At 38.3% G+C, this 19,483-nt stretch carries 21 protein-coding genes and 2 rRNA genes; 13 read left to right on the forward strand and 10 right to left on the reverse strand.

Annotated elements, in window-relative coordinates; translation table 11 throughout:
• From rrf (ACSLUO_RS00005) to ACSLUO_RS00020, 4 genes are all read left to right on the forward strand, one after another.
• A 5S ribosomal RNA gene (gene rrf, locus ACSLUO_RS00005) occupies positions 1-91 on the forward strand; the annotation flags it as partial.
• A 127-nt stretch (positions 92-218) separates the two neighbouring features.
• A 5S ribosomal RNA gene (rrf, locus tag ACSLUO_RS00010) occupies positions 219-333 on the forward strand.
• An 82-nt stretch (positions 334-415) separates the two neighbouring features.
• Positions 416-1,387, forward strand: a complete 972-nt coding sequence (gene epmA / locus ACSLUO_RS00015; RefSeq protein WP_448246135.1) for an elongation factor P--(R)-beta-lysine ligase — start codon at positions 416-418, stop codon at positions 1,385-1,387.
• Positions 1,388-1,480: 93 nt separating this feature from the next.
• Entirely contained in the window at positions 1,481-1,885 is a 405-nt protein-coding gene (locus ACSLUO_RS00020) for a MerC domain-containing protein (protein ID WP_448245268.1), read from the forward strand.
• An 88-nt stretch (positions 1,886-1,973) separates the two neighbouring features.
• Here ACSLUO_RS00020 and glnG read toward each other — a convergent pair whose 3' ends face one another.
• The 4 genes from glnG to glnA all read right to left on the reverse strand — a co-directional run bounded on the left by glnG (position 1,974) and on the right by glnA (position 6,581).
• Positions 1,974-3,371 (reverse strand): nitrogen regulation protein NR(I), encoded by a 1,398-nt coding sequence (gene glnG, locus ACSLUO_RS00025; protein WP_448245269.1) that lies wholly within the window; start codon positions 3,369-3,371, stop codon positions 1,974-1,976.
• Complete coding sequence (glnL, locus tag ACSLUO_RS00030; protein WP_448245270.1) at positions 3,368-4,456, reverse strand: nitrogen regulation protein NR(II); 1,089 nt, start codon at positions 4,454-4,456, stop codon at positions 3,368-3,370. The genes glnG and glnL overlap by 4 nt, the downstream gene beginning before the upstream one ends.
• A 92-nt stretch (positions 4,457-4,548) precedes the next feature.
• Positions 4,549-5,061: a DUF4124 domain-containing protein gene (locus tag ACSLUO_RS00035; RefSeq protein ID WP_448245271.1), complete on the reverse strand. Its 513-nt coding sequence runs from the start codon at positions 5,059-5,061 to the stop codon at positions 4,549-4,551.
• A 113-nt stretch (positions 5,062-5,174) separates the two neighbouring features.
• Positions 5,175-6,581, reverse strand: a complete 1,407-nt coding sequence (glnA, locus tag ACSLUO_RS00040) for a glutamate--ammonia ligase (protein WP_448245272.1) — start codon at positions 6,579-6,581, stop codon at positions 5,175-5,177.
• A 366-nt stretch (positions 6,582-6,947) separates the two neighbouring features.
• Here glnA and typA point away from each other — a divergent pair, with 366 nt between their 5' ends.
• Positions 6,948-8,765: a translational GTPase TypA gene (typA, locus tag ACSLUO_RS00045; protein WP_448245273.1), complete on the forward strand. Its 1,818-nt coding sequence runs from the start codon at positions 6,948-6,950 to the stop codon at positions 8,763-8,765.
• A 157-nt stretch (positions 8,766-8,922) separates the two neighbouring features.
• On the opposite strand, the gene ACSLUO_RS00050 is transcribed toward typA, so the two are convergent.
• Positions 8,923-11,094: a glutamine synthetase III family protein gene (locus tag ACSLUO_RS00050; protein ID WP_448245274.1), complete on the reverse strand. Its 2,172-nt coding sequence runs from the start codon at positions 11,092-11,094 to the stop codon at positions 8,923-8,925.
• A 502-nt stretch (positions 11,095-11,596) separates the two neighbouring features.
• On the opposite strand from ACSLUO_RS00050, the gene ACSLUO_RS00055 reads away from it, so the two are divergent.
• Positions 11,597-11,779 carry a hypothetical protein gene (locus ACSLUO_RS00055; RefSeq protein WP_448245275.1) on the forward strand — a complete coding sequence of 61 codons (183 nt, stop codon included), beginning with the start codon at positions 11,597-11,599 and terminating at the stop codon, positions 11,777-11,779.
• Positions 11,780-11,809: 30 nt separating this feature from the next.
• The gene (locus ACSLUO_RS00060; RefSeq protein WP_448245276.1) at positions 11,810-11,974 is read left to right on the forward strand and encodes a hypothetical protein; all 165 of its coding nucleotides are present in this window, start codon (positions 11,810-11,812) and stop codon (positions 11,972-11,974) included.
• 6 nt (positions 11,975-11,980) lie between these two features.
• Here ACSLUO_RS00060 and rluF read toward each other — a convergent pair whose 3' ends face one another.
• From rluF to ACSLUO_RS00085, 5 genes are all read right to left on the reverse strand, one after another.
• Complete coding sequence (gene rluF, locus ACSLUO_RS00065) at positions 11,981-12,718, reverse strand: 23S rRNA pseudouridine(2604) synthase RluF (RefSeq protein ID WP_448245277.1); 738 nt, start codon at positions 12,716-12,718, stop codon at positions 11,981-11,983.
• A gap of 144 nt (positions 12,719-12,862) precedes the next feature.
• Positions 12,863-14,950 carry an elongation factor G gene (gene fusA / locus ACSLUO_RS00070; protein ID WP_448245278.1) on the reverse strand — a complete coding sequence of 696 codons (2,088 nt, stop codon included), beginning with the start codon at positions 14,948-14,950 and terminating at the stop codon, positions 12,863-12,865.
• A 291-nt stretch (positions 14,951-15,241) separates the two neighbouring features.
• Positions 15,242-15,886, reverse strand: coding sequence for a DUF2959 domain-containing protein (locus tag ACSLUO_RS00075; protein ID WP_448245279.1), 645 nt, complete (start codon positions 15,884-15,886; stop codon positions 15,242-15,244).
• Entirely contained in the window at positions 15,883-16,107 is a 225-nt protein-coding gene (locus tag ACSLUO_RS00080; RefSeq protein ID WP_448245280.1) for a hypothetical protein, read from the reverse strand. Before ACSLUO_RS00080 ends, ACSLUO_RS00075 begins: the two co-directional genes overlap by 4 nt.
• Before the next feature lie 197 nt (positions 16,108-16,304).
• A complete protein-coding gene (locus tag ACSLUO_RS00085) occupies positions 16,305-16,451 on the reverse strand; it encodes a hypothetical protein (protein WP_448245281.1) in 147 nt (48 codons plus the stop codon).
• On the opposite strand from ACSLUO_RS00085, the gene rpsJ reads away from it, so the two are divergent.
• Genes rpsJ through rpsS form a run of 6 tightly spaced genes read left to right on the forward strand, consistent with a single transcriptional unit; the run spans position 16,450 to position 19,475 of the window.
• Positions 16,450-16,761 carry a 30S ribosomal protein S10 gene (gene rpsJ, locus ACSLUO_RS00090; protein WP_057179762.1) on the forward strand — a complete coding sequence of 104 codons (312 nt, stop codon included), beginning with the start codon at positions 16,450-16,452 and terminating at the stop codon, positions 16,759-16,761. The genes ACSLUO_RS00085 and rpsJ overlap by 2 nt on opposite strands.
• A 14-nt stretch (positions 16,762-16,775) precedes the next feature.
• Complete coding sequence (rplC, locus tag ACSLUO_RS00095) at positions 16,776-17,414, forward strand: 50S ribosomal protein L3 (RefSeq protein WP_448245282.1); 639 nt, start codon at positions 16,776-16,778, stop codon at positions 17,412-17,414.
• A 17-nt stretch (positions 17,415-17,431) separates the two neighbouring features.
• Positions 17,432-18,037 (forward strand): 50S ribosomal protein L4, encoded by a 606-nt coding sequence (gene rplD / locus ACSLUO_RS00100; RefSeq protein WP_448245283.1) that lies wholly within the window; start codon positions 17,432-17,434, stop codon positions 18,035-18,037.
• Positions 18,034-18,336 (forward strand): 50S ribosomal protein L23, encoded by a 303-nt coding sequence (rplW, locus tag ACSLUO_RS00105; RefSeq protein ID WP_448245284.1) that lies wholly within the window; start codon positions 18,034-18,036, stop codon positions 18,334-18,336. The genes rplD and rplW overlap by 4 nt, the downstream gene beginning before the upstream one ends.
• 12 nt (positions 18,337-18,348) lie before the next feature.
• Complete coding sequence (rplB, locus tag ACSLUO_RS00110) at positions 18,349-19,173, forward strand: 50S ribosomal protein L2 (RefSeq protein WP_448245285.1); 825 nt, start codon at positions 18,349-18,351, stop codon at positions 19,171-19,173.
• A gap of 26 nt (positions 19,174-19,199) precedes the next feature.
• Positions 19,200-19,475, forward strand: coding sequence for a 30S ribosomal protein S19 (gene rpsS / locus ACSLUO_RS00115; RefSeq protein WP_184425255.1), 276 nt, complete (start codon positions 19,200-19,202; stop codon positions 19,473-19,475).
• Positions 19,476-19,483 lie beyond the last annotated feature (8 nt).

Here is a 19,483-nt window from a genome sequence, read left to right on the forward strand (position 1 = left end):
CCACCTGATCCCATGCCGAACTCAGAAGTGAAACGCAATTGCGCCGATGGTAGTGTGGGAGTTCCCATGTGAGAGTAGGACATCGCTAGACTTCTATTACAAGAAGCCCGCAACAACGTTGCGGGCTTTTTGCTGAAAAATGAAAGTTCATTAAATTTAGTTTCGATTAACTTTAATGAATTTAGTTAACAAGTAATCAAGTTAACACACAGTTTTTAACTGGCGACCATAGCATTGTGGTACCACCTGATCCCATGCCGAACTCAGAAGTGAAACGCAATTGCGCCGATGGTAGTGTGGGAGTTCCCATGTGAGAGTAGGACATTGCCAGTTTCCTATTTAGCATTAAGCCCTAGTCTGTTGACTAGGGCTTTTTTCGTTTAAGATAACAATAAATCATAGTAAAAATGGGATGATGATGAACTGGCAAGCTAGCATGTCATGGCAAACAGCTCAAAAGAGAGCACAGGTTTATAGCATGATCAGAACTTTTTTTAATGATCGTAATGTTGTTGAAGTAGAAACACCCTTGATGTCACAAGGCACCATCAGTGATCTTCATCTTGATGCTTTTTCAACTAAATACAATTTTCTTTCCTCAGGGGTTGGACAAACTTTATATTTACAAACATCACCAGAGTTTGCCATGAAACGGTTATTAGCAAGTGGTTATGGTGATATATATCAGTTATGTAAAGCGTTTCGTGATGAACCCTATGGTCGTTTTCATAACCCTGAATTTTCTATTTTAGAGTGGTACCGGCTAGGCTTTAGTCATCATGATTTAATGGCAGAAGTAGAAACATTACTCATTAGTACTTTAAGCTGTCTACCAGCAGAATACGTGAGTTATCAGAACGTATTCCAGGAATATACTGGTATTGACCCCTTATCAACAACAATTGTTGAGTTAAAAGCTTATCTGCGCCGCAATGAGAAGTTTTCTGATTGGTTAGTAGACGTTGAAGACATTGATACCTTATTACAATTTACCTTTGCCGAATGCATTGAACAACATATTGGTAAAAATTCGCCATGTTTTGTTTATGGTTTTCCTGCCTCGCAAGCATGCTTAGCTAAAATTAATCGAGAAGATGCTAGGGTTGCCGATCGTTTCGAATGTTATTATCAAGGTATTGAGCTTGCCAATGGTTTTAGTGAATTAACTGATGCGGAAACCCAACTCGAACGTTTTAAGCAAGATAACATTAAACGTGTAGCGCATGGTAAAACAGAAAGCCCCATTGATGATAGATTTATCATGGCATTAGCCCAAGGTCTACCTGAATGTTCAGGTGTTGCATTAGGCATAGATCGCTTATTAATGTTAGCAACCGGCGAGACAAATATTAAAAAAGTAATAACGTTCGGTGTTAATCGAGCATAAAGATCTAACGGAGTGAGAAAAAACTATAGTGTGATATTATCTCGTTTGTGATATAGTCACACTTTAAAAGATAAATTTTTCGGTTTTTTAATCATGTTAGATAGAATTGGTATAGCGGCAACTTCTTTATGTGCATTACATTGCATTTTATTGCCAATATTATTACCTGCTTTACCTTTATTAGGGCTGAGCTTTTTAGCCGATCATACTTGGGAACATTTTTTCTTGGTTGCAACCGCAGTATTAGGTACCGTTGCGTTGTTCTCAGGTTTTAGACGTTATCATAAACGTTTATATCCATTTTATTTGTTATACCTTGGGGTAAGCATATATTGGATTAAACATGACTTTCCTGAAGCTTATGCGCCTTATTTTATTGTTATTGGTGGTGGCTTAATTGTTGCGGCACATTTTTTAAATATTAGGTTATGTAATAGCTGTAAACAGTGTCATGACGAAGAAGAAGCTGAAGCAGAAAAGGAAAGTTGTTGTAGCTAGTGTTTTAACTTCACACCTTAATCAAACATACGTAGCCAGGCAAAAGTTATTTTACTAAGCTACGTATGGTTCAAGAGTTAGAATAAGACTATATATCTAGCTCTTTTAGTTTTCTTGTTAGTGTATTTCTTCCCCAACCCAGTTTTTTCGCAGCTTCTTGTTTGTGACCTTGCGTGAAATTTAATGCCCGTTTGAGCATTATACGTTCAAATTCAGGTAATGAATGATCTAGAATTTCCGTTTTACCTAAGTTTAATTGTTCATCAACCCAGATCTCTAAAGCGCTTTGCCAGCTCACATCACTACTTACTTGGCGAGGGGTATCTTTAAGTTCTGCTGGCAGATCTTCCACTAATATTTCTTGACCACTTGCCATTACGGTTAAAAAGCGACAAATATTTTCAAGTTGTCTAACATTACCAGGCCAGTCACACTGTTTTAAAAACTCTACTGCTTTTTTATGTAGAGATTTAGTTTCTACACTTAACTCTTCTGCCGCATGTTTTAAAAAGTGTTTAGCAAGTTGGTGAATATCTTCTTTACGTTCGCGTAAGCTAGGTAAGTGAATTTTTATTACGTTTAAGCGATGAAACAAATCTTCACGAAATTCGCCAGATTGAACACGTTCTTCAAGGTTTTGATGAGTTGCAGCAATGATACGAACATCAACTTTTATTGGTGAATGCCCACCAACACGATAAAACTGACCGTCAGCTAATACACGTAACAGGCGTGTTTGAATATCAAGCGGCATATCACCAATTTCATCAAGAAATAAGGTGCCATTATGAGCTTGTTCGAAGCGACCTTGACGTATCGCATTCGCGCCGGTAAAAGCCCCTTTTTCATGACCAAATAATTCCGATTCAATTAAATCTTTTGGAATAGCAGCCATATTCAATGGAATAAACGGTGCTTTACTTCTTGGGCTATGTGAATGTAGAGCTTGTGCGACTAGCTCTTTACCTGTACCTGATTCACCATTAATTAAAACACTAATGCTTGAGCGCGATAACCGGCCGATAGCTCTAAACACTTCTTGCATTGCTGGAGCTTCACCAATAATACCAACTGCACTTGAGCTAGTATCTTGTTTCCCTTTTTGCGCGTTCTGTTCTCTTGCATGAGTTAAGGCACGTTTGGTCAGCGATAGTGCTTCATCAACATCAAAAGGTTTCGGTAAATATTCAAATGCACCATTTTGGTATGCGTTGACTGCACTATCGAGATCCGAATGCGCTGTCATGATGATCACTGGAATTTCTGGAAATTGTGCATTAATTTTGCCTAACAACGTCATGCCGTCAATTTCTGGCATACGAATATCTGAAATAATCACTTCGGGTTGACTATGATCTAAGGCAATTAATAAATTATTGGCATTGTCGAAAGAAGCGACACTAATATTCGCACCGGATAAGGCTTTCTCTAGTACCCAGCGGATGGAACTATCGTCATCTACAATCCAAACTTGTTCGCTTATCATTGGTTAATCTCTTCTGAAATAGGTAATAAAATGGTGAAATTGGTTCTGCCAGGTCTACTTTTGCAGGAAATTTTTCCGTTATGTTGGTGAACCAAGGTTTGTGAAATTGACAACCCTATGCCTGTGCCATTTGAGCGGCCGGTAACCATAGGGTAAAACAAGGTGTCTTGTATTGCAGCAGGGATCCCTGGGCCGTCATCAATAATATTAATATTGATGCATAGGCGTACCCGTTTACCATTGATGGTTTGATTGCTAGCAATGCGTGTTTTTAAGGTGATATTTCCATTAGTAGAAATTGCCTGTATGGCATTACGAACAATGTTCAATACAGCTTGTTGTAGTTTTTCTTCGTCAAAAAATATTTCAGGTATTGAAGGATCATAATCACGGTGAAAATTGATATTTTTAGGGTTGTCAAATTTTACCAATTGATAGACTTTCTCTAATACCTTGTGAATATTATGCTCTCTGATTTCAGGCAATTGATTCGGGCCTAATAATCGGTCAACTAGGTTTGTTAAACGGTCAGCCTGCTCAATGATCATACCGGTATATTCTTGCTGCTCACTAGTCAGTTCACGATTTAGTAATTGTGCAGCACCCCGTAACCCCCCAAGAGGATTTTTTATCTCGTGGGCTAAACCTTTGATCAAATCTCTTGCTGATTCCCACTGCTGTTGTTGAAACGCATCAGCACTGATTTTTTTCTGCTGATCTATTTGTTTCATTTCTAACAATAAGTGTGGTTTTTGGTTGAACTCAACAGAAGAAGCACTTAATTCGACAGTGATACTATCGTGTGAAAAAAAATCAAGGACAACATCACTGTCAGTAAACTCTTGGCCAGTTGCAATTAACTGTTCAAAACGTAGGTTATCAATAGAGCAATGAAAAAAAGCTTCATTAAACTTATGACCATAAAGTTTATCAAAACTCTTAACGAGTAATGCTTCTGCCGATGGATTTACGTACTGAATAACAAGTGATTGGTCTAAAACAATCACTGCGGTTGCCATTTGATTAGGCAACTGCTGCTGATAAAGCATTTTTTTATTTTGAAGATCTCGATAATCGTGCAGCATAAAACCTCAATTGCACCAAACTGGCGCACACTAAAAATTTATTTTAGTGTAAATATGGTTCATATGCACTGAAATAGCCTATTTAAGGCGTATTATTTTGAAACTCGATGCATATAAAAAGTAATTGCTTTAGATAATGCAATAACCTTGCCTTTATCGTTAATTAATTCCATTTTTACTTGATGTTCGCCCCTATCAATATTTCTTAATATGAACATGGCTTGTGGTTGAGGCACATCATAAGGTTTGTTATCGAGGTAAAGTTGGATGGTATAACCCTTTTTAAAAACTGGCTTTATACGGCCTGAAATATATATAGAACCAGTATTGTCGCGAATAGTTGCATGGTTTTCTGGCTGAGTAATGGTGACTTCATAAGTTTCAGCAACCACTTTAGGTTTAATATCAAGAATGGAAGTATCGACAGAGCCTATGACATTATCGCTTTCTTTGACATCCATTACTTCGGCTCCAGGGCGTGGACTATCAGAAAAAACTAACACGCCCGCTTCATCACGCCAAACATAGACTTTTGCTGATTTGGATTGTGCGGGTGATACTAATGATATTGTGATCAATAGTAGTGTTATTATACGAATTATCACGAAATGAGCAGTCCTTTTGATTCGATATAAGTTTAATTTATCTAATATTCCATTTTTTAGCCACAAAAAAGCTCACATTTAGTGAGCTTTTTCAATTTTAAGGCTATTTAATACTAGCAGCTATAATACAAATCGAACTCTAGTGGATGAGTAGTCATGTTAACTAAGGCTACTTCTTCACGCTTCAATTTGATGTATGCTTCGATCATATCATCATCCATTACACCACCAGCGGTTAAAAACTCTTTGTCAGCTTCAAGCGCGTTTAAGGCATCTTCAAGTGATCTAGCTACTTGTGGAATTTCAGCCGCTTCTTCTGCAGGTAAGTCGTATAAATCTTTATCCATAGCATCGCCAGGGTGGATTTTGTTTTTGATACCATCAAGGCCTGCCATTAATAGCGCTGAGAAGGCTAAATATGGGTTTGCTGCCGGATCAGGGAAACGAGCTTCAATACGCATTGCTTTTGGAGAAGGAACAATTGGAATACGAATTGATGCACTACGGTTACGTGCAGAGTATGCAAGCATAACTGGTGCTTCAAAATGTGGCACTAAGCGTTTGTATGAGTTTGTTGATGGGTTAGTAAAAGCATTTAGTGCTTTTGCATGTTTGATGATACCGCCGATGTAATATAAAGCCATTTCAGACAAACCACCGTATTTATCACCAGCAAATAAATTAACACCGTCTTTTGCTAATGACTGATGAACATGCATACCTGAGCCATTATCACCCACTAAAGGCTTCGGCATAAAGGTTGCTGTTTTGCCATAAGCATGCGCAACATTATGAACAACATATTTGTAGATTTGTACTTCATCAGCTTTTTTAACCATAGTATTAAAACGACAAGCAATTTCGTTTTGACCTGCGGTAGCTACTTCATGATGATGCGCTTCAACGACTAAGCCCATTTCTTCCATCACTAAACACATTGCTGAACGTAAATCTTGTGATGAATCTACTGGTGCAACTGGGAAATATCCACCTTTTACACCTGGACGATGGCCAGTATTGCCATCTTCGTATTTTGTACCTGAGTTCCAAGCCGCTTCTTTGTCATCAATTTTGTAGAATGAACCACTCATATCGGTATGAAAACGGACATCATCAAAAAGGAAAAACTCTGGTTCTGGACCAATAAGCACAGTGTCAGCTATGCCTGTTGAACGTAAATATTCTTCAGCACGGTGAGCAACTGAGCGAGGGTCACGGCTGTAACCTTGCATTGTTGATGGTTCAAGAATGTCACAACGAATGTTTAAGGTAACTTCTTCAGTAAATGGGTCTAAAACCGCTGTTGATGCATCAGGCATTAATACCATGTCTGATTCATTAATACCTTTCCAGCCAGCAATTGAAGAACCGTCGAACATTTTACCGTCTTCGAAAAAGTCTTCATCAACTTGATGGTGAGGTAGAGAAACATGTTGCTCTTTACCTTTTGAATCGGTAAAGCGTAAATCAACGAATTTAACATCGTTTTCTTTGATAAAGTCTAAAACTTCTTGTGACATTGATAGTCTCCAATGTAATTGTCATCAATAGCTAAATAAAGGGTATTTAACTATCTTGTTATAAAATAAATAGTTATTAACTAAAACCTATTATATTCAGTAATATACGCCAAGAAAATTTAAATAAATTGCCATTTAATTTTCTTACCGCTATGCCTATCAACCCTGTGCTAAGCTAACGATTCACCTCATGTTATATAAGTCCTGATACTTATTCAATAACTGTTATTACTGATAATTAAATAGCTGAAAGATGTGTTAATCACTAGATGATGAAAAGTCTGATTAAATATAGTGACTTTACTATATTTATCTCAAGCTCTGCTGTATAATTCGCGCCCAATTATAGCCTAATGAGCAAAGCCCGTGTTAGAGAAATTACGTAATGTGGCGATTATCGCCCACGTTGACCATGGTAAAACTACCTTAGTCGATAAGTTATTAAGTCAATCAGGTACGTTAGACGCAAGAAGTGGTCTAGAAGAACGTACTATGGACTCAAACGATATTGAAAAAGAGCGTGGAATTACCATTCTAGCCAAGAATACAGCAATCAACTGGGGAGAATATCGTGTAAATATCGTTGATACTCCTGGCCATGCTGATTTTGGCGGTGAAGTTGAACGTGTAATGTCAATGGTAGATTCTGTGCTTTTAATTGTTGATGCACAAGAAGGCCCAATGCCTCAAACACGTTTTGTTACTAAAAAAGCGTTTGCTCAAGGGTTAAAGCCAATTGTTGTTATTAACAAAATTGATAAACCAGGTGCTCGCCCAGATTGGGTTATGGATCAAGTTTTTGATTTGTTTGATAACTTAGGTGCTACTGACGATCAGTTAGATTTTAAAGTTGTATACGCTTCAGCAATCAATGGCTGGGCTTCTTTAGAAGAAGGGGTTGTTGGTGAAGACATGACTCCGCTATTCGAAACTATTATTGATCAAGTTCCACCACCAAATGCAGATGCTGATGGTGCATTCCAAATGCAGATTTCTCAGCTTGATTACAGTTCTTACTTAGGTGTTATCGGTGTTGGCCGTATTACTCGCGGTTCTGTTAAACCTAATCAACAAGTAACGGTTCAAGGTGCTAACGGTAAATTACATAACGGTAAAGTAGGTAAGGTATACACTTATCTTGGTTTAGAGCGTCATGAAAGTGAAATTGCTCATGCTGGTGATATTATTGCCATTACAGGTTTAGGTGAACTAAAGATTTCAGATACTATTTGTTGTCCGAATGAAGTTGCGCCATTACCACCGTTATCAGTTGATGAACCAACTATTAACATGACATTCCAAGTAAACACTTCACCATTTTGTGGTCAAGAAGGTAAGTTTGTAACGTCACGTAATATTAAAGACCGTTTAGATAAAGAGCTAGTTCATAACGTTGCCTTACGTGTTGAGCAGTTAGATGATGCTGATAAATTCAAAGTGTCAGGTCGTGGTGAGCTTCACTTAGGTATCCTAATTGAAAACATGCGTCGTGAAGGTTATGAATTAGCCGTTTCTCGTCCTGAAGTTATTATCCGTGAAGTAGATGGTCAGCTTGAAGAGCCTTATGAGTCAGTAACGATTGATGTTGAAGAACATCATCAAGGCCCTATCATGGAAAAAATGGGTGTGCGTAAAGCTGAGCTTACTGATATGGCACCAGATGGTAAAGGCCGTATTCGTATGGACTTTATTATGCCAAGCCGTGGACTAATTGGCTTCCAAACTGAATTTATGACATTAACGTCAGGCTCTGGTTTGATTTACCATACTTTCTTAGAGTACGGTCCTCATAAAGGTGGTGAAATTGGTCAACGTCTAAACGGTGTAATGATCGCTAACGCTACCGGTAAAGCCTTAACAAATGCTTTATTTAATTTACAATCTCGCGGCCGTTTATTTATTGGTCACGGTGTTGATATTTATGAAGGTCAAATTATTGGTATTCATAGCCGCGATAACGACTTAACGGTTAATGCCCTGAAAGGTAAGCAATTAACTAACGTTCGTTCATCAGGTACTGATGAAGCGCAAACATTAACACCACCAATTCTAATGTCTTTAGAGCAAGCGTTAGAGTTTATTGATAACGATGAGTTAGTTGAAGTGACACCTGATAGCATTCGTATACGTAAAAAATTCTTGAAAGAGAGTGACCGTAAACGTGAATCTCGCTCAGTTAAATAACTCAGTTAGCTAGTCTTAATAAAAACCACTTATCATTAAGTGGTTTTTTTATGCCTGAAAAAGAATGATTATACTGATTGGTATTAGGTAAAAATCAGGCTAAAAAAAAGAGCCTTTCGGCTCTTTTTTAGTATTGAATTTAACTCTGATTATATTATTACTTAATGAATAACATTTCTGAGTATTTAGGTAGTGGCCATAACTCGTCAGCTACTAATAATTCAAGCGCATCACCGTGAACACGTGCTTCATCCATTAATGGACGAATAACGTCAGCACTGAAGCGTAAGTGAGCTTCTGTATCAGCAAAATCATGCTTAGCAAGTTCTGTATCAAGTTTAGTTACAGCAGCCATTAAGCCGTTTGCATGCTCAGCTACAGCTTTAGTTACTGAAGTATCTAACTCAATACCTAAGTCTAATACAGAAGAAGCAGCGTGAGTTAATTCTGAAAGATAAGCAATAGCAGCTGGGTAGATCTTAGTTTTTGCAATATCGCTAACTAATTTCGCTTCAACTTCAATCGCTAAGTTATATTGCTCAGCGTAAACTTCGTAACGGCTTTCTAATTCAACAGGAGATAAAACACCTGTTCTTTCGAATAAACCAACAATGTTTTCAGACATTAAGTGAGGTAATGCATCAGCCGTTGTTGGGATGTTTAATAAGCCACGTTCTTCAACAGCTGCTTTGTGCCATTCTTCTGAATAACCGTCACCGCCAAATACCGCATTGCCGTGTAATTCCATTAACTCTTTTAATACAGAGATAACAGCAGCTGTTTGGTCTTGAGTTTTTAATGCCGCTTCTAATTTCTCAGCGATCCAGTTTAATGAATCAGCAAGCATAGTGTTCATTGCTACTAATGGACCAGAAACTGATTGTGAAGAACCAACAGCACGGAACTCAAAACGGTTACCCGTAAATGCGAACGGAGATGTACGGTTACGGTCACCTGGATCACGGTCGAACTTAAGGATTTGATCAAGACCTAAATCCATTTCACCACCATCAGTAGAAGCTAATAACTTACCGTCTTTAATGTCGTTGAATACTTGCTCAAGTTGATCACCTAAGTATACAGACATAATTGCTGGTGGAGCTTCGTTTGCACCTAAACGATGGTCGTTTGATGCTGTTGCAATTACAGCACGTAATAATGGACCGTATTTGTGAACACCACGAATTACCGCACCACAGAATAATAAGAACTCTAGGTTTGAGTGAGGAGTTTTACCTGGGTCTAATAAGTTACCTTGTGTGCTGTTACCTACAGACCAGTTAACGTGTTTACCTGAACCGTTTACACCAGCAAATGGTTTTTCATGTAATAAACATAAGAAGCCGTGCTCTTTAGCTGTTTGCTTCATTGTTGTCATTAATAATTGCTGTTGATCTGCACCGATGTTAGCAGAACCATAGTATGGCGCAATTTCGAACTGACCTGGAGCAACTTCGTTGTGGTGAGTTTTAGCAGGGATACCTAATTTGTATAACTTGTCTTCAAAATCTTGCATGAACACTTGTACACGAGCAGGGATTGCACCGAAGTAGTGATCATCAAATTGTTGACCTTTAGCTGGAGCAGCACCAAATAATGTACGGCCAGCTAATAATAAATCAGGGCGGCTGTTAGCAAAGTTTTCATCAACTAAGAAGTATTCTTGCTCTGGACCACAGCTTGAATTTAAATCAGCGATTTCAGTTTCGCCCATTAATTTTAATACTTTTTGCGCAGCATCATTCATTGCTGAATTTGAACGTAAAAGTGGGATCTTTTTATCTAACGCTTCACCAGTCCAAGACATGAAAACACTTGGGATCATTAATGTTGCGCCATTAGCTGTTTGCTGAATGTACGCAGGGCTTGTTGGATCCCATGCTGTGTAACCACGCGCAGCATTGGTCATACGTAGGCTACCGTTAGGGAAAGAAGAACCATCTGGTTCGCCTTTGATTAACAAAGTACCTGTAAATTCGTTAATTGAACCACCGTCAGAATTTGTAATGATGAAAGCATCATGTTTTTCAGCTGTCGCGTTAGTCATTGGATAGAAAACGTGAGAGAAAAATTTCGCGCCTTTTGATAAAGCCCAATCTTTCATTGCTGCAGCAACAATATCAGCAGTAGCTTTATCTAATGCTTGACCTGTTTGAACTGTTTTTTTAACGGCTTTAAAAGCATTTTTAGATAGTGCTTCTTCCATTTTTTGTAGGTTAAAAACGTCCGTTGCCCAAATTTGGTTCAATGGCTCGGTTTTTTCGAACGATAATGGTGCACGGTTAGTGATTTGATCAATCGCTTGCAGGCGGGTTTGGTTTCCACTCATTTTGGGCTCCTAGGCTTATAAAATAGGCGTTGTATTAAGTTTACAACGCAGTATTTAAAATAAATTTAGTATTTAACAGTAAAAATAAAGCAAATATTAGACCATAAACTCTAAATAATTGGAATGCATTTTGGTGCAGTATTTAAATTCTATTGGCCGAATAATTAAAAGAGTTACTTAAATCTATATTTTTAAAGGCAATTACCTTTTCGATAAGATGAAATTAAGCAAAAATTAATATCATTTTATTAATTTGTTAATTAAACGTTAAAAAAATAAGTGCCGTGATAATTAGCGACCTAAAATTTGTAAGACATGTCTGAAAGTTTTTGCTGGTTATCTTGTTATTTACGGTTAACTTATTGTTTTATAATTAATAAATTAATTTATCTTACTATTACTTTTACGAGTGAAGTTTTCATTCAATGGCAAACTTTCATCTGTTTGCTATCATTAACGGTAATTCACCTACGTTGATAATTATATTTTTTGTGGTGCTATTATGGATAAACAAAATATTGGGCGATTAAATCAATTATTTGAAAAAATGGTAGCAAGCGCTATTTCGTCATCAGAAAAACATGAACTTAATATCTTGTATAGCCGTTTTATTGATGAAGGGCGGACAAGTCATTCAGTTGAGCATTTAAAAGCAAGCAGACAAAGTATTCGCGCTAATTATTAGTTTATTACTTGAAAAATAAAGGGATTTAACATGACACCAGAACAATTAAAGCAACTGAAAGAATTAAGTGATTCATTTCAATCGGGCCAAGCAGACACTCAAACCATCAGAGAGTTATCGCGGATGATGGAAAAAATTCAAACAGAGCGAAATAACGAAATTAATTTTAATAGTGCGCAGGTTATTAACGATTAGTGTTAATTATAAGCTTGCCGTTTTTTTTGAGTGAGCTACAGCTTTATTAATTTCTGATAATTCTTCTGCCGTTAAATCACGCCATTGGCCAGGTTTAATACCGGCTACAGTCACGTTCATAATTCTTGAACGCTTTAGCTTAGTTACTTCGTATCCTAGGTATTCACACATACGGCGGATTTGACGATTTAGACCTTGGGTTAGAATAATACGAAAGACAAACTTGCTTTGCATTGTTATGGTGCAAGGTTTGGTTATGGTATTTAAAATAGGTACCCCTTTCGACATTCTATTAATAAAGCGTTCACTAATTGGCTTATCTACGGTAACCACATATTCTTTTTCATGGGCGTTTTCAGCCCGTAATATTTTATTCACGATATCACCATCACTGGTTAAAAAGATCAGACCTTCTGAAGGTTTGTCTAATCGACCGATGGGAAAAATACGCTCTTTATGTTTAATAGCATCAATGATGTTACCTTTGACATGGCGTTCTGTTGTACAAGTGATACCGATAGGTTTGTTATAGGCAATATAAACCCTGTCAGACTTATCATTAGCTGTTGTACCAATTTGGTTACCATCAACTTTTACAATGTCGCCAGGAAGTACCTTAGTGCCTAATTCAGGGACTTTACTATTGATAGTGACACGATTGGCTGCTATCAATTTGTCAGCCTCTCGACGTGAACAAAAACCGGATTCACTGATATATTTATTTAGGCGTTTGGCGTCATTCATGTAGATCGTAATAAAATAAGAAGGCGATAACAAAATTATAACGTGGAAAGGGGATTAAGTGCTAACGGATAGAGGAAAAAAGTGCGGATATTAAAAAAGGCCCTAAAAGGGCCTTTTTGAGTAAATCGACAATTGACGATTTAATTATTTTTTAGCATTGCGCTCTTTTACTTCAGCAATAACAGTTTCAGCTACGTTATTTGGACAAGGCATGTAGTGCGAGAATTCCATAGAGAATTGACCACGGCCTGAAGTCATTGTACGTAATGATCCGATATAACCAAACATTTCTGAAAGAGGTACGTCAGCTTTGATGCGAACACCTGTGGCGCCAGCTTCTTGGTCTTTGATCATACCACGACGACGGTTTAAGTCACCAATTACATCACCAACGTGATCTTCAGGAGTGAACACATCAACTTTCATGATAGGTTCAATTAACTGAGCACCAGCTTTAGGGATAGATTGACGGAAAGCGCCTTTGGCAGCAATTTCGAAAGCAACAGCTGATGAATCCACCGCGTGGAAACCACCATCGTATAATTCTACTTCAACGTCTAATACAGGGAAACCAGCTAAAACACCAGTATCCATCATTGATTTGAAACCTTTCTCAACAGCAGGGAAGAATTCTTTCGGTACGTTACCACCAACAACAGTTGATTTGAAAACGAAACCTGAACCTGGTTCACCTGGCTTGATACGGTAATCGATCTTACCGAATTGACCAGAACCACCTGATTGTTTCTTATGTGTGTAAGAATCTTCAACAGCTTGTGTGATAGTTTCACGGTAAGCTACTTGTGGTTTACCTACAACTAAGTCAACACCGTATGTACGTTTTAAGATATCTACTTTGATATCTAAGTGAAGCTCACCCATACCTTTAAGGATGGTTTCACCTGAATCTTCATCAGTTTCAACTTGGAAGGTTGGATCTTCAGCTACCATTTTACCAATAGCAATACCCATTTTCTCTGAACCACCTTTATCTTTAGGTGCAACAGCGATTGAGATTACTGGCGCAGGGAAAACCATCGCTTCTAATGTACATTGATCTTTAGGATCACATAATGTGTGACCTGTTTGAACGTTTTTCATACCTACAATTGCGATGATATCACCAGCTTGTGCTTCTGTAAGCTCAGTACGATCGTCCGCTTGCATTTCTACCATACGGCCAACACGCTCAGTTTTACCTGTGAACGAGTTTAAGATGGTGTCACCTTTTTTCAATTTACCTGAGTAAATACGTACGAAAGTTAAGGCACCAAAACGGTCATCCATGATTTTGAAAGCTAATGCTTTAAAGGTTTCGTTTGCATCAACAATAGCAAATTTACCTGTAGGCTCACCTTCTTCATCAGTTAATGGCTGAGGATTTACTTCAGTAGGAGCAGGTAAGTAATCAACAACAGCATCAAGTAATAACTGCATACCTTTGTTTTTGAATGCAGAACCACAGAATGTTGGGAAGAATAATAATTCGTTAGTACCTTTACGGATACATGCTTTAATTTGTTCGTCAGATGGTGTTAATTCACCTTCTAAGTATTCCATTAATAAATCTTCATCAGCTTCTAAAGCTGTTTCGATTAATTGCTCACGGTAAGATGCAGCATCATCAACCATGTCGGCAGGAATATCTTCGATTGTGTAATTTTCAGGAAGACCTGTGTCATCCCATACGTATGCTTTTTGTGTTAATACGTCAACAACACCTACGAAATCATCTTCTTCACCAATTGGTAAAGTCATGATAAGTGGACGTGCACCAAGTACTTTTTCTACTTGTTCAGTTACACGGTAAAAGTTAGCACCTAAACGGTCTAATTTGTTAACGAAAATTAAACGAGCTACTTTAGAGTCGTTAGCATAGCGCCAGTTAGTTTCTGATTGCGGTTCAACACCACCAGAACCACAGAAAACACCAATACCGCCATCTAATACTTTTAATGAACGGTAAACTTCTACAGTAAAGTCAACGTGACCAGGAGTATCGATTACGTTAAAACGGTGCTTTTTCCATTCACAGGTAACAGCTGCTGATTGGATAGTAATACCGCGCTCAGCTTCTTGTTCCATGAAGTCAGTTGTTGACTCACCATCATGTACTTCACCAGTTTTATGGATTTTACCAGTTAGTTTTAATATACGTTCAGTTGTGGTGGTTTTACCAGCATCAACGTGAGCGAAAATACCAATATTTCTGTATTTGCTTAAATCTGCCATTGCTTTGCTCTAATAAGGTTAGTGAATAAAAACCGCGCGAGTATACCAGAAGTTATAAGAAACAAACATAAGTTAGGGAAAGTTTTTTATAAATAGTCATGTTAACCATGGCTAAAAAAAGTATTTTTAAGACGTTATAGTTTAGTGGAGTGCTATGTTATATAAGGGATTGCAGGTTGAGGCTAGGTGACTATTTTATTTTAAGTGATTTTGTGACTTAAAAAATAGAAGAAAGGGGAAAAGAACGATCCGAGCTAAATATAAAAGTGACTAATAAATAGCATAGTCACTTTATTCGGTAATTTGTTGGACAAAGTTATTCGATTGTTTAATGGCAACATTCATATCATTAATTAAGCGCTCAATATCACGTTTAATCGTTTGATATTCTCCTTGTATAGCGCCAATCGCTTTAGCGTTTAAATTGTGTTTTAAAAATAAAACATTATCTTGTAACGCAGCAAGTACGGGTGACATTCTTTTTTCAGCAGCATACATAGCTTTAAGTAAGCTACGATATTGTCGTTGTGTAGAAGCCAACTTCGCTTGGCTTTGTGCTTTTAAACTTGCACTACTATATAAGTCAATTTCTTCTTGCCACTCTTCAAATAATGCCTCAGCAACATTTTCAATGGCTTGTATTTTATTGGATACTTCATCGGCGGCTGATTTACTAGCATCAAAATGACTTTGGCTAAGTTCATATTGCTGTGCTAAATCGCCGCCATCAAAATTTATCAATAATGATAAATGAGTTAAAGCATCTTTAAATTCTGCTTGAGCTTCTTCCTGCGCTTCACTAGCCGATTCAACACGGTCAACAAGAATATCCCGCTTATGCTGACCAACTTTTTCCATAGCAGCATAATAAGTTGATTCACAGCCGAATAAAGCGGTAAAACTAAAAAGAATTATCAATACGCGTTTTATTATCATGAGGTTGATTTAAATTTAGCTGCGTCAATAATTGCCCAAAGGTACACAATCGGTACTAAAACATAACCGATTACAATAACAAGCGTTGCATAAGCAATACCGGCACCGACAAAAAACAATAAGGCCGCTAATATTCTACCTTGTACTAATTGACCTAAGCCTGGAATAAAAACATTACAAATTGCAGCAAGTACATTGCCGCCTGAACCTTGGCTTGACATAGAACACCCTTTACTAATTTAAAATTTAAGCTTAATAGTTAGATAAATAGAAAACAATAAGAAACTAGAGTTTTTAATAACTTATATATAGTAGAAAAACATAAATAAAGGCAAAATAAACAAATAAGAAAATAGGCTTGCAGTTTTATTTTTAACCAGTATAATACGCGTCCACGTCTGGCTATGCCTGCGTGTAATTAAGTAACAAAGGTAAATTGAATTGTTACTTCTACAGCAACCCCGATAGGGGGTTGAATGTTATTAGCGATACTCCCCCCTTCTACAAAAGGAAGGTGATGGGCAGTATTTTGTTCGTTCTTTATATATTGGGGATTTGATTCCATGTCAAATCAAAGAATTCGCATTCGTTTGAAAGCGTTCGATCATCGTTTGATTGATCAATCTACAGCAGAAATCGTTGATACTGCTAAACGTACTGGTGCACAGGTTCGTGGTCCGATTCCACTTCCTACTCGCAAGGAACGTTTTACTATCTTGATTTCTCCACACGTTAACAAAGATGCACGTGACCAGTACGAAATTCGTACGCACAAGCGTTTAATTGATATCGTTGAACCTACTGAAAAGACTGTTGACGCTTTAATGCGTTTAGACTTAGCAGCTGGTGTTGACGTTCAAATTAGCTTGGGTTAATAGGGGGTTTTAACATGACTATAGGTCTAGTTGGACGTAAAGTTGGTATGACACGTATCTTTTCTGAAGATGGCGTTTCTACACCAGTTACAGTTCTAGAAGTTGAAGCAAACCGTGTTGCTCAGGTTAAAACTGTAGACAACGATGGTTATTCATCGCTTCAAGTTACCACTGGTAACAAAAAAGCAAACCGTGTTAACAAACCAACAGCTGGCCATTTTGCTAAAGCTGGTATTGAAGCAGGCCGTGGCTTGTGGGAATTCCGTTTAGCCGCTGGTGAAGGTGAAGGTTTAGTAGCTGGCAGTGAGATCACTGTTGAGTTATTTAACGACACAAAATTAGTAGACGTTACCGGTACATCGAAAGGTAAAGGTTTCCAAGGTGGTATTAAGCGCTGGAATTTCAGCATGCAAGATGCAACACACGGTAACTCATTATCACATCGTTCAAACGGTTCAATCGGCATGTGTCAAACACCAGGCCGCGTCTTTAAAGGCAAAAAAATGTCTGGTCACATGGGTGCTGTGAAAGTTACTACACAAAACCTTGAATTGGTTCGTGTTGATGCTGAACGTAACTTGCTTCTTATTAAAGGTGCAGTTCCGGGCGCAATCAACGGCAACGTAATCATCAAACCAGCTGTTAAAGCCTAACGCCCAGGAGATTTGTGATGGAATTAGCATTAAAAGACGCTTCAGGCGCTCTTGAAGTTTCCGAAGCAACTTTTGGACGTGAGTTCAATGAAGCTTTAGTACACCAAGTAGTAGTTGCATATGCAGCTGGTGCTCGTCAAGGTACTCGTGCTCAGAAAACTCGTTCAGAAGTTAGCGGCGGTGGTAAGAAGCCATGGCGTCAAAAAGGTACTGGCCGTGCACGTGCTGGTACAACTCGTGGTCCAATTTGGCGTTCAGGTGGCGTAACATTCGCTGCTAAACCTCAAGATCACAGCCAAAAAGTTAACCGTAAAATGTATCGTGGTGCTATTGCTAGCATCCTTTCAGAATTAGTTCGTCAAGATCGTCTAATTGTGGTTAATGATTTTGCAGTTGAAACACCTAAAACTAAAGAGTTAGTTGCTAAGTTAAAAGGTATGGAGCTTAAAGACGTATTAATCGTTACTCCAGAAGTTGATGAGAACTTGTTCTTATCTGCTCGTAACCTTTACAAAGTTGATGTACGTGACGTACAAGCAATTGACCCAGTAAGTTTAGTTGGTTTCGAAAAAGTATTGATAACTGCAGCTGCAGTTAAGCAAATTGAGGAGATGTTAGCATGATAAGCGAAGAACGTTTGTTAAAAGTGCTATTGGCACCGAACATTTCTGAAAAAGCAACGACTGCTGCTGAAGCAAACAACACTGTTGTTTTCAAAGTTGCAACTACTGCTACTAAAGCTGAAATTAAAGCTGCTGTAGAGAAATTGTTTGAAGTTTCTGTTGAAGGTGTTCGCACATTAAATGTTAAAGGTAAAGTGAAACGTACTGGTGCTCGTTTTGGTCGCAGAAGTGACTGGAAAAAAGCATACGTTACTCTTGCTGAAGGCAGCGACATCGACTTCGTTGGCGCAGAGCAATAGGAGAGTTATAAAATGGCTATAGTTAAATGTAAACCAACTTCTCCGGGTCGTCGCCACGTTGTTAAAGTGGTTAACTCTGAGTTACACAAAGGTAAGCCTTACGCACCATTATTAGACACTAAGTCTAAGTCTGGTGGTCGTAACAATAACGGTCGTATTACTGTTCGTCACGTTGGTGGCGGTCATAAGCAACATTACCGTATTGTTGACTTTAAGCGTACAAAAGATGGTATCCCTGCGAAAGTAGAGCGTTTGGAATATGATCCAAACCGTAGTGCGAACATTGCTTTAGTATTATACGCAGATGGTGAACGTCGTTACATCTTAGCACCTAAAGGTGTTAGTGCTGGCGATTCAATCCAATCTGGTGTTGATGCTCCAATTAAAGCAGGTAACGCGTTACCACTTCGCAACATGCCATTAGGTAGTGTTATTCACGCAATCGAATTGAAGCCTGGTAAAGGTGCTCAAATCGCGCGTGCAGCTGGTACTTATGCACAATTAGTTGCTAAAGACGGTGCTTATGTAACATTACGTTTACGTTCTGGTGAAATGCGTAAAGTTGAAGCGGATTGTCGTGCAACTTTAGGTGAAATCGGTAACGCTGAACATATGCTTCGTTCGTTAGGTAAAGCTGGTGCTACGCGCTGGCGTGGTGTTCGTCCAACCGTTCGTGGTGTTGCTATGAACCCGGTTGACCATCCACACGGTGGTGGTGAAGGTAAAACATCTGGTGGTCGTCACCCTGTTTCACCTTGGGGCGTACCTACGAAAGGTTACAAAACACGTAAGAACAAGCGTACTGATAAATTCATCGTACGTCGTCGTACTAAATAGTACTAGTTAATTAAAGAGGAAATACCATGCCACGTTCTCTCAAGAAAGGTCCTTTTATCGACCTACACTTGTTGACGAAGGTAGAGAAAGCTCTGGAAAGCGGGAATAAAAAACCAATTAAAACTTGGTCTCGTCGTTCAATGATCATACCAAATATGATCGGATTGACCATTGCTGTCCATAATGGCCGTCAACACGTGCCTGTATTTGTAACCGAAGAAATGATCGGTCACAAATTAGGTGAATTTGCACCAACTCGTACTTATCGCGGCCACGTCGCTGATAAGAAAGCGAAAAGATAAGGGGAAAT

It is taken from the genome of Thalassotalea agariperforans (genome assembly GCF_053470345.1).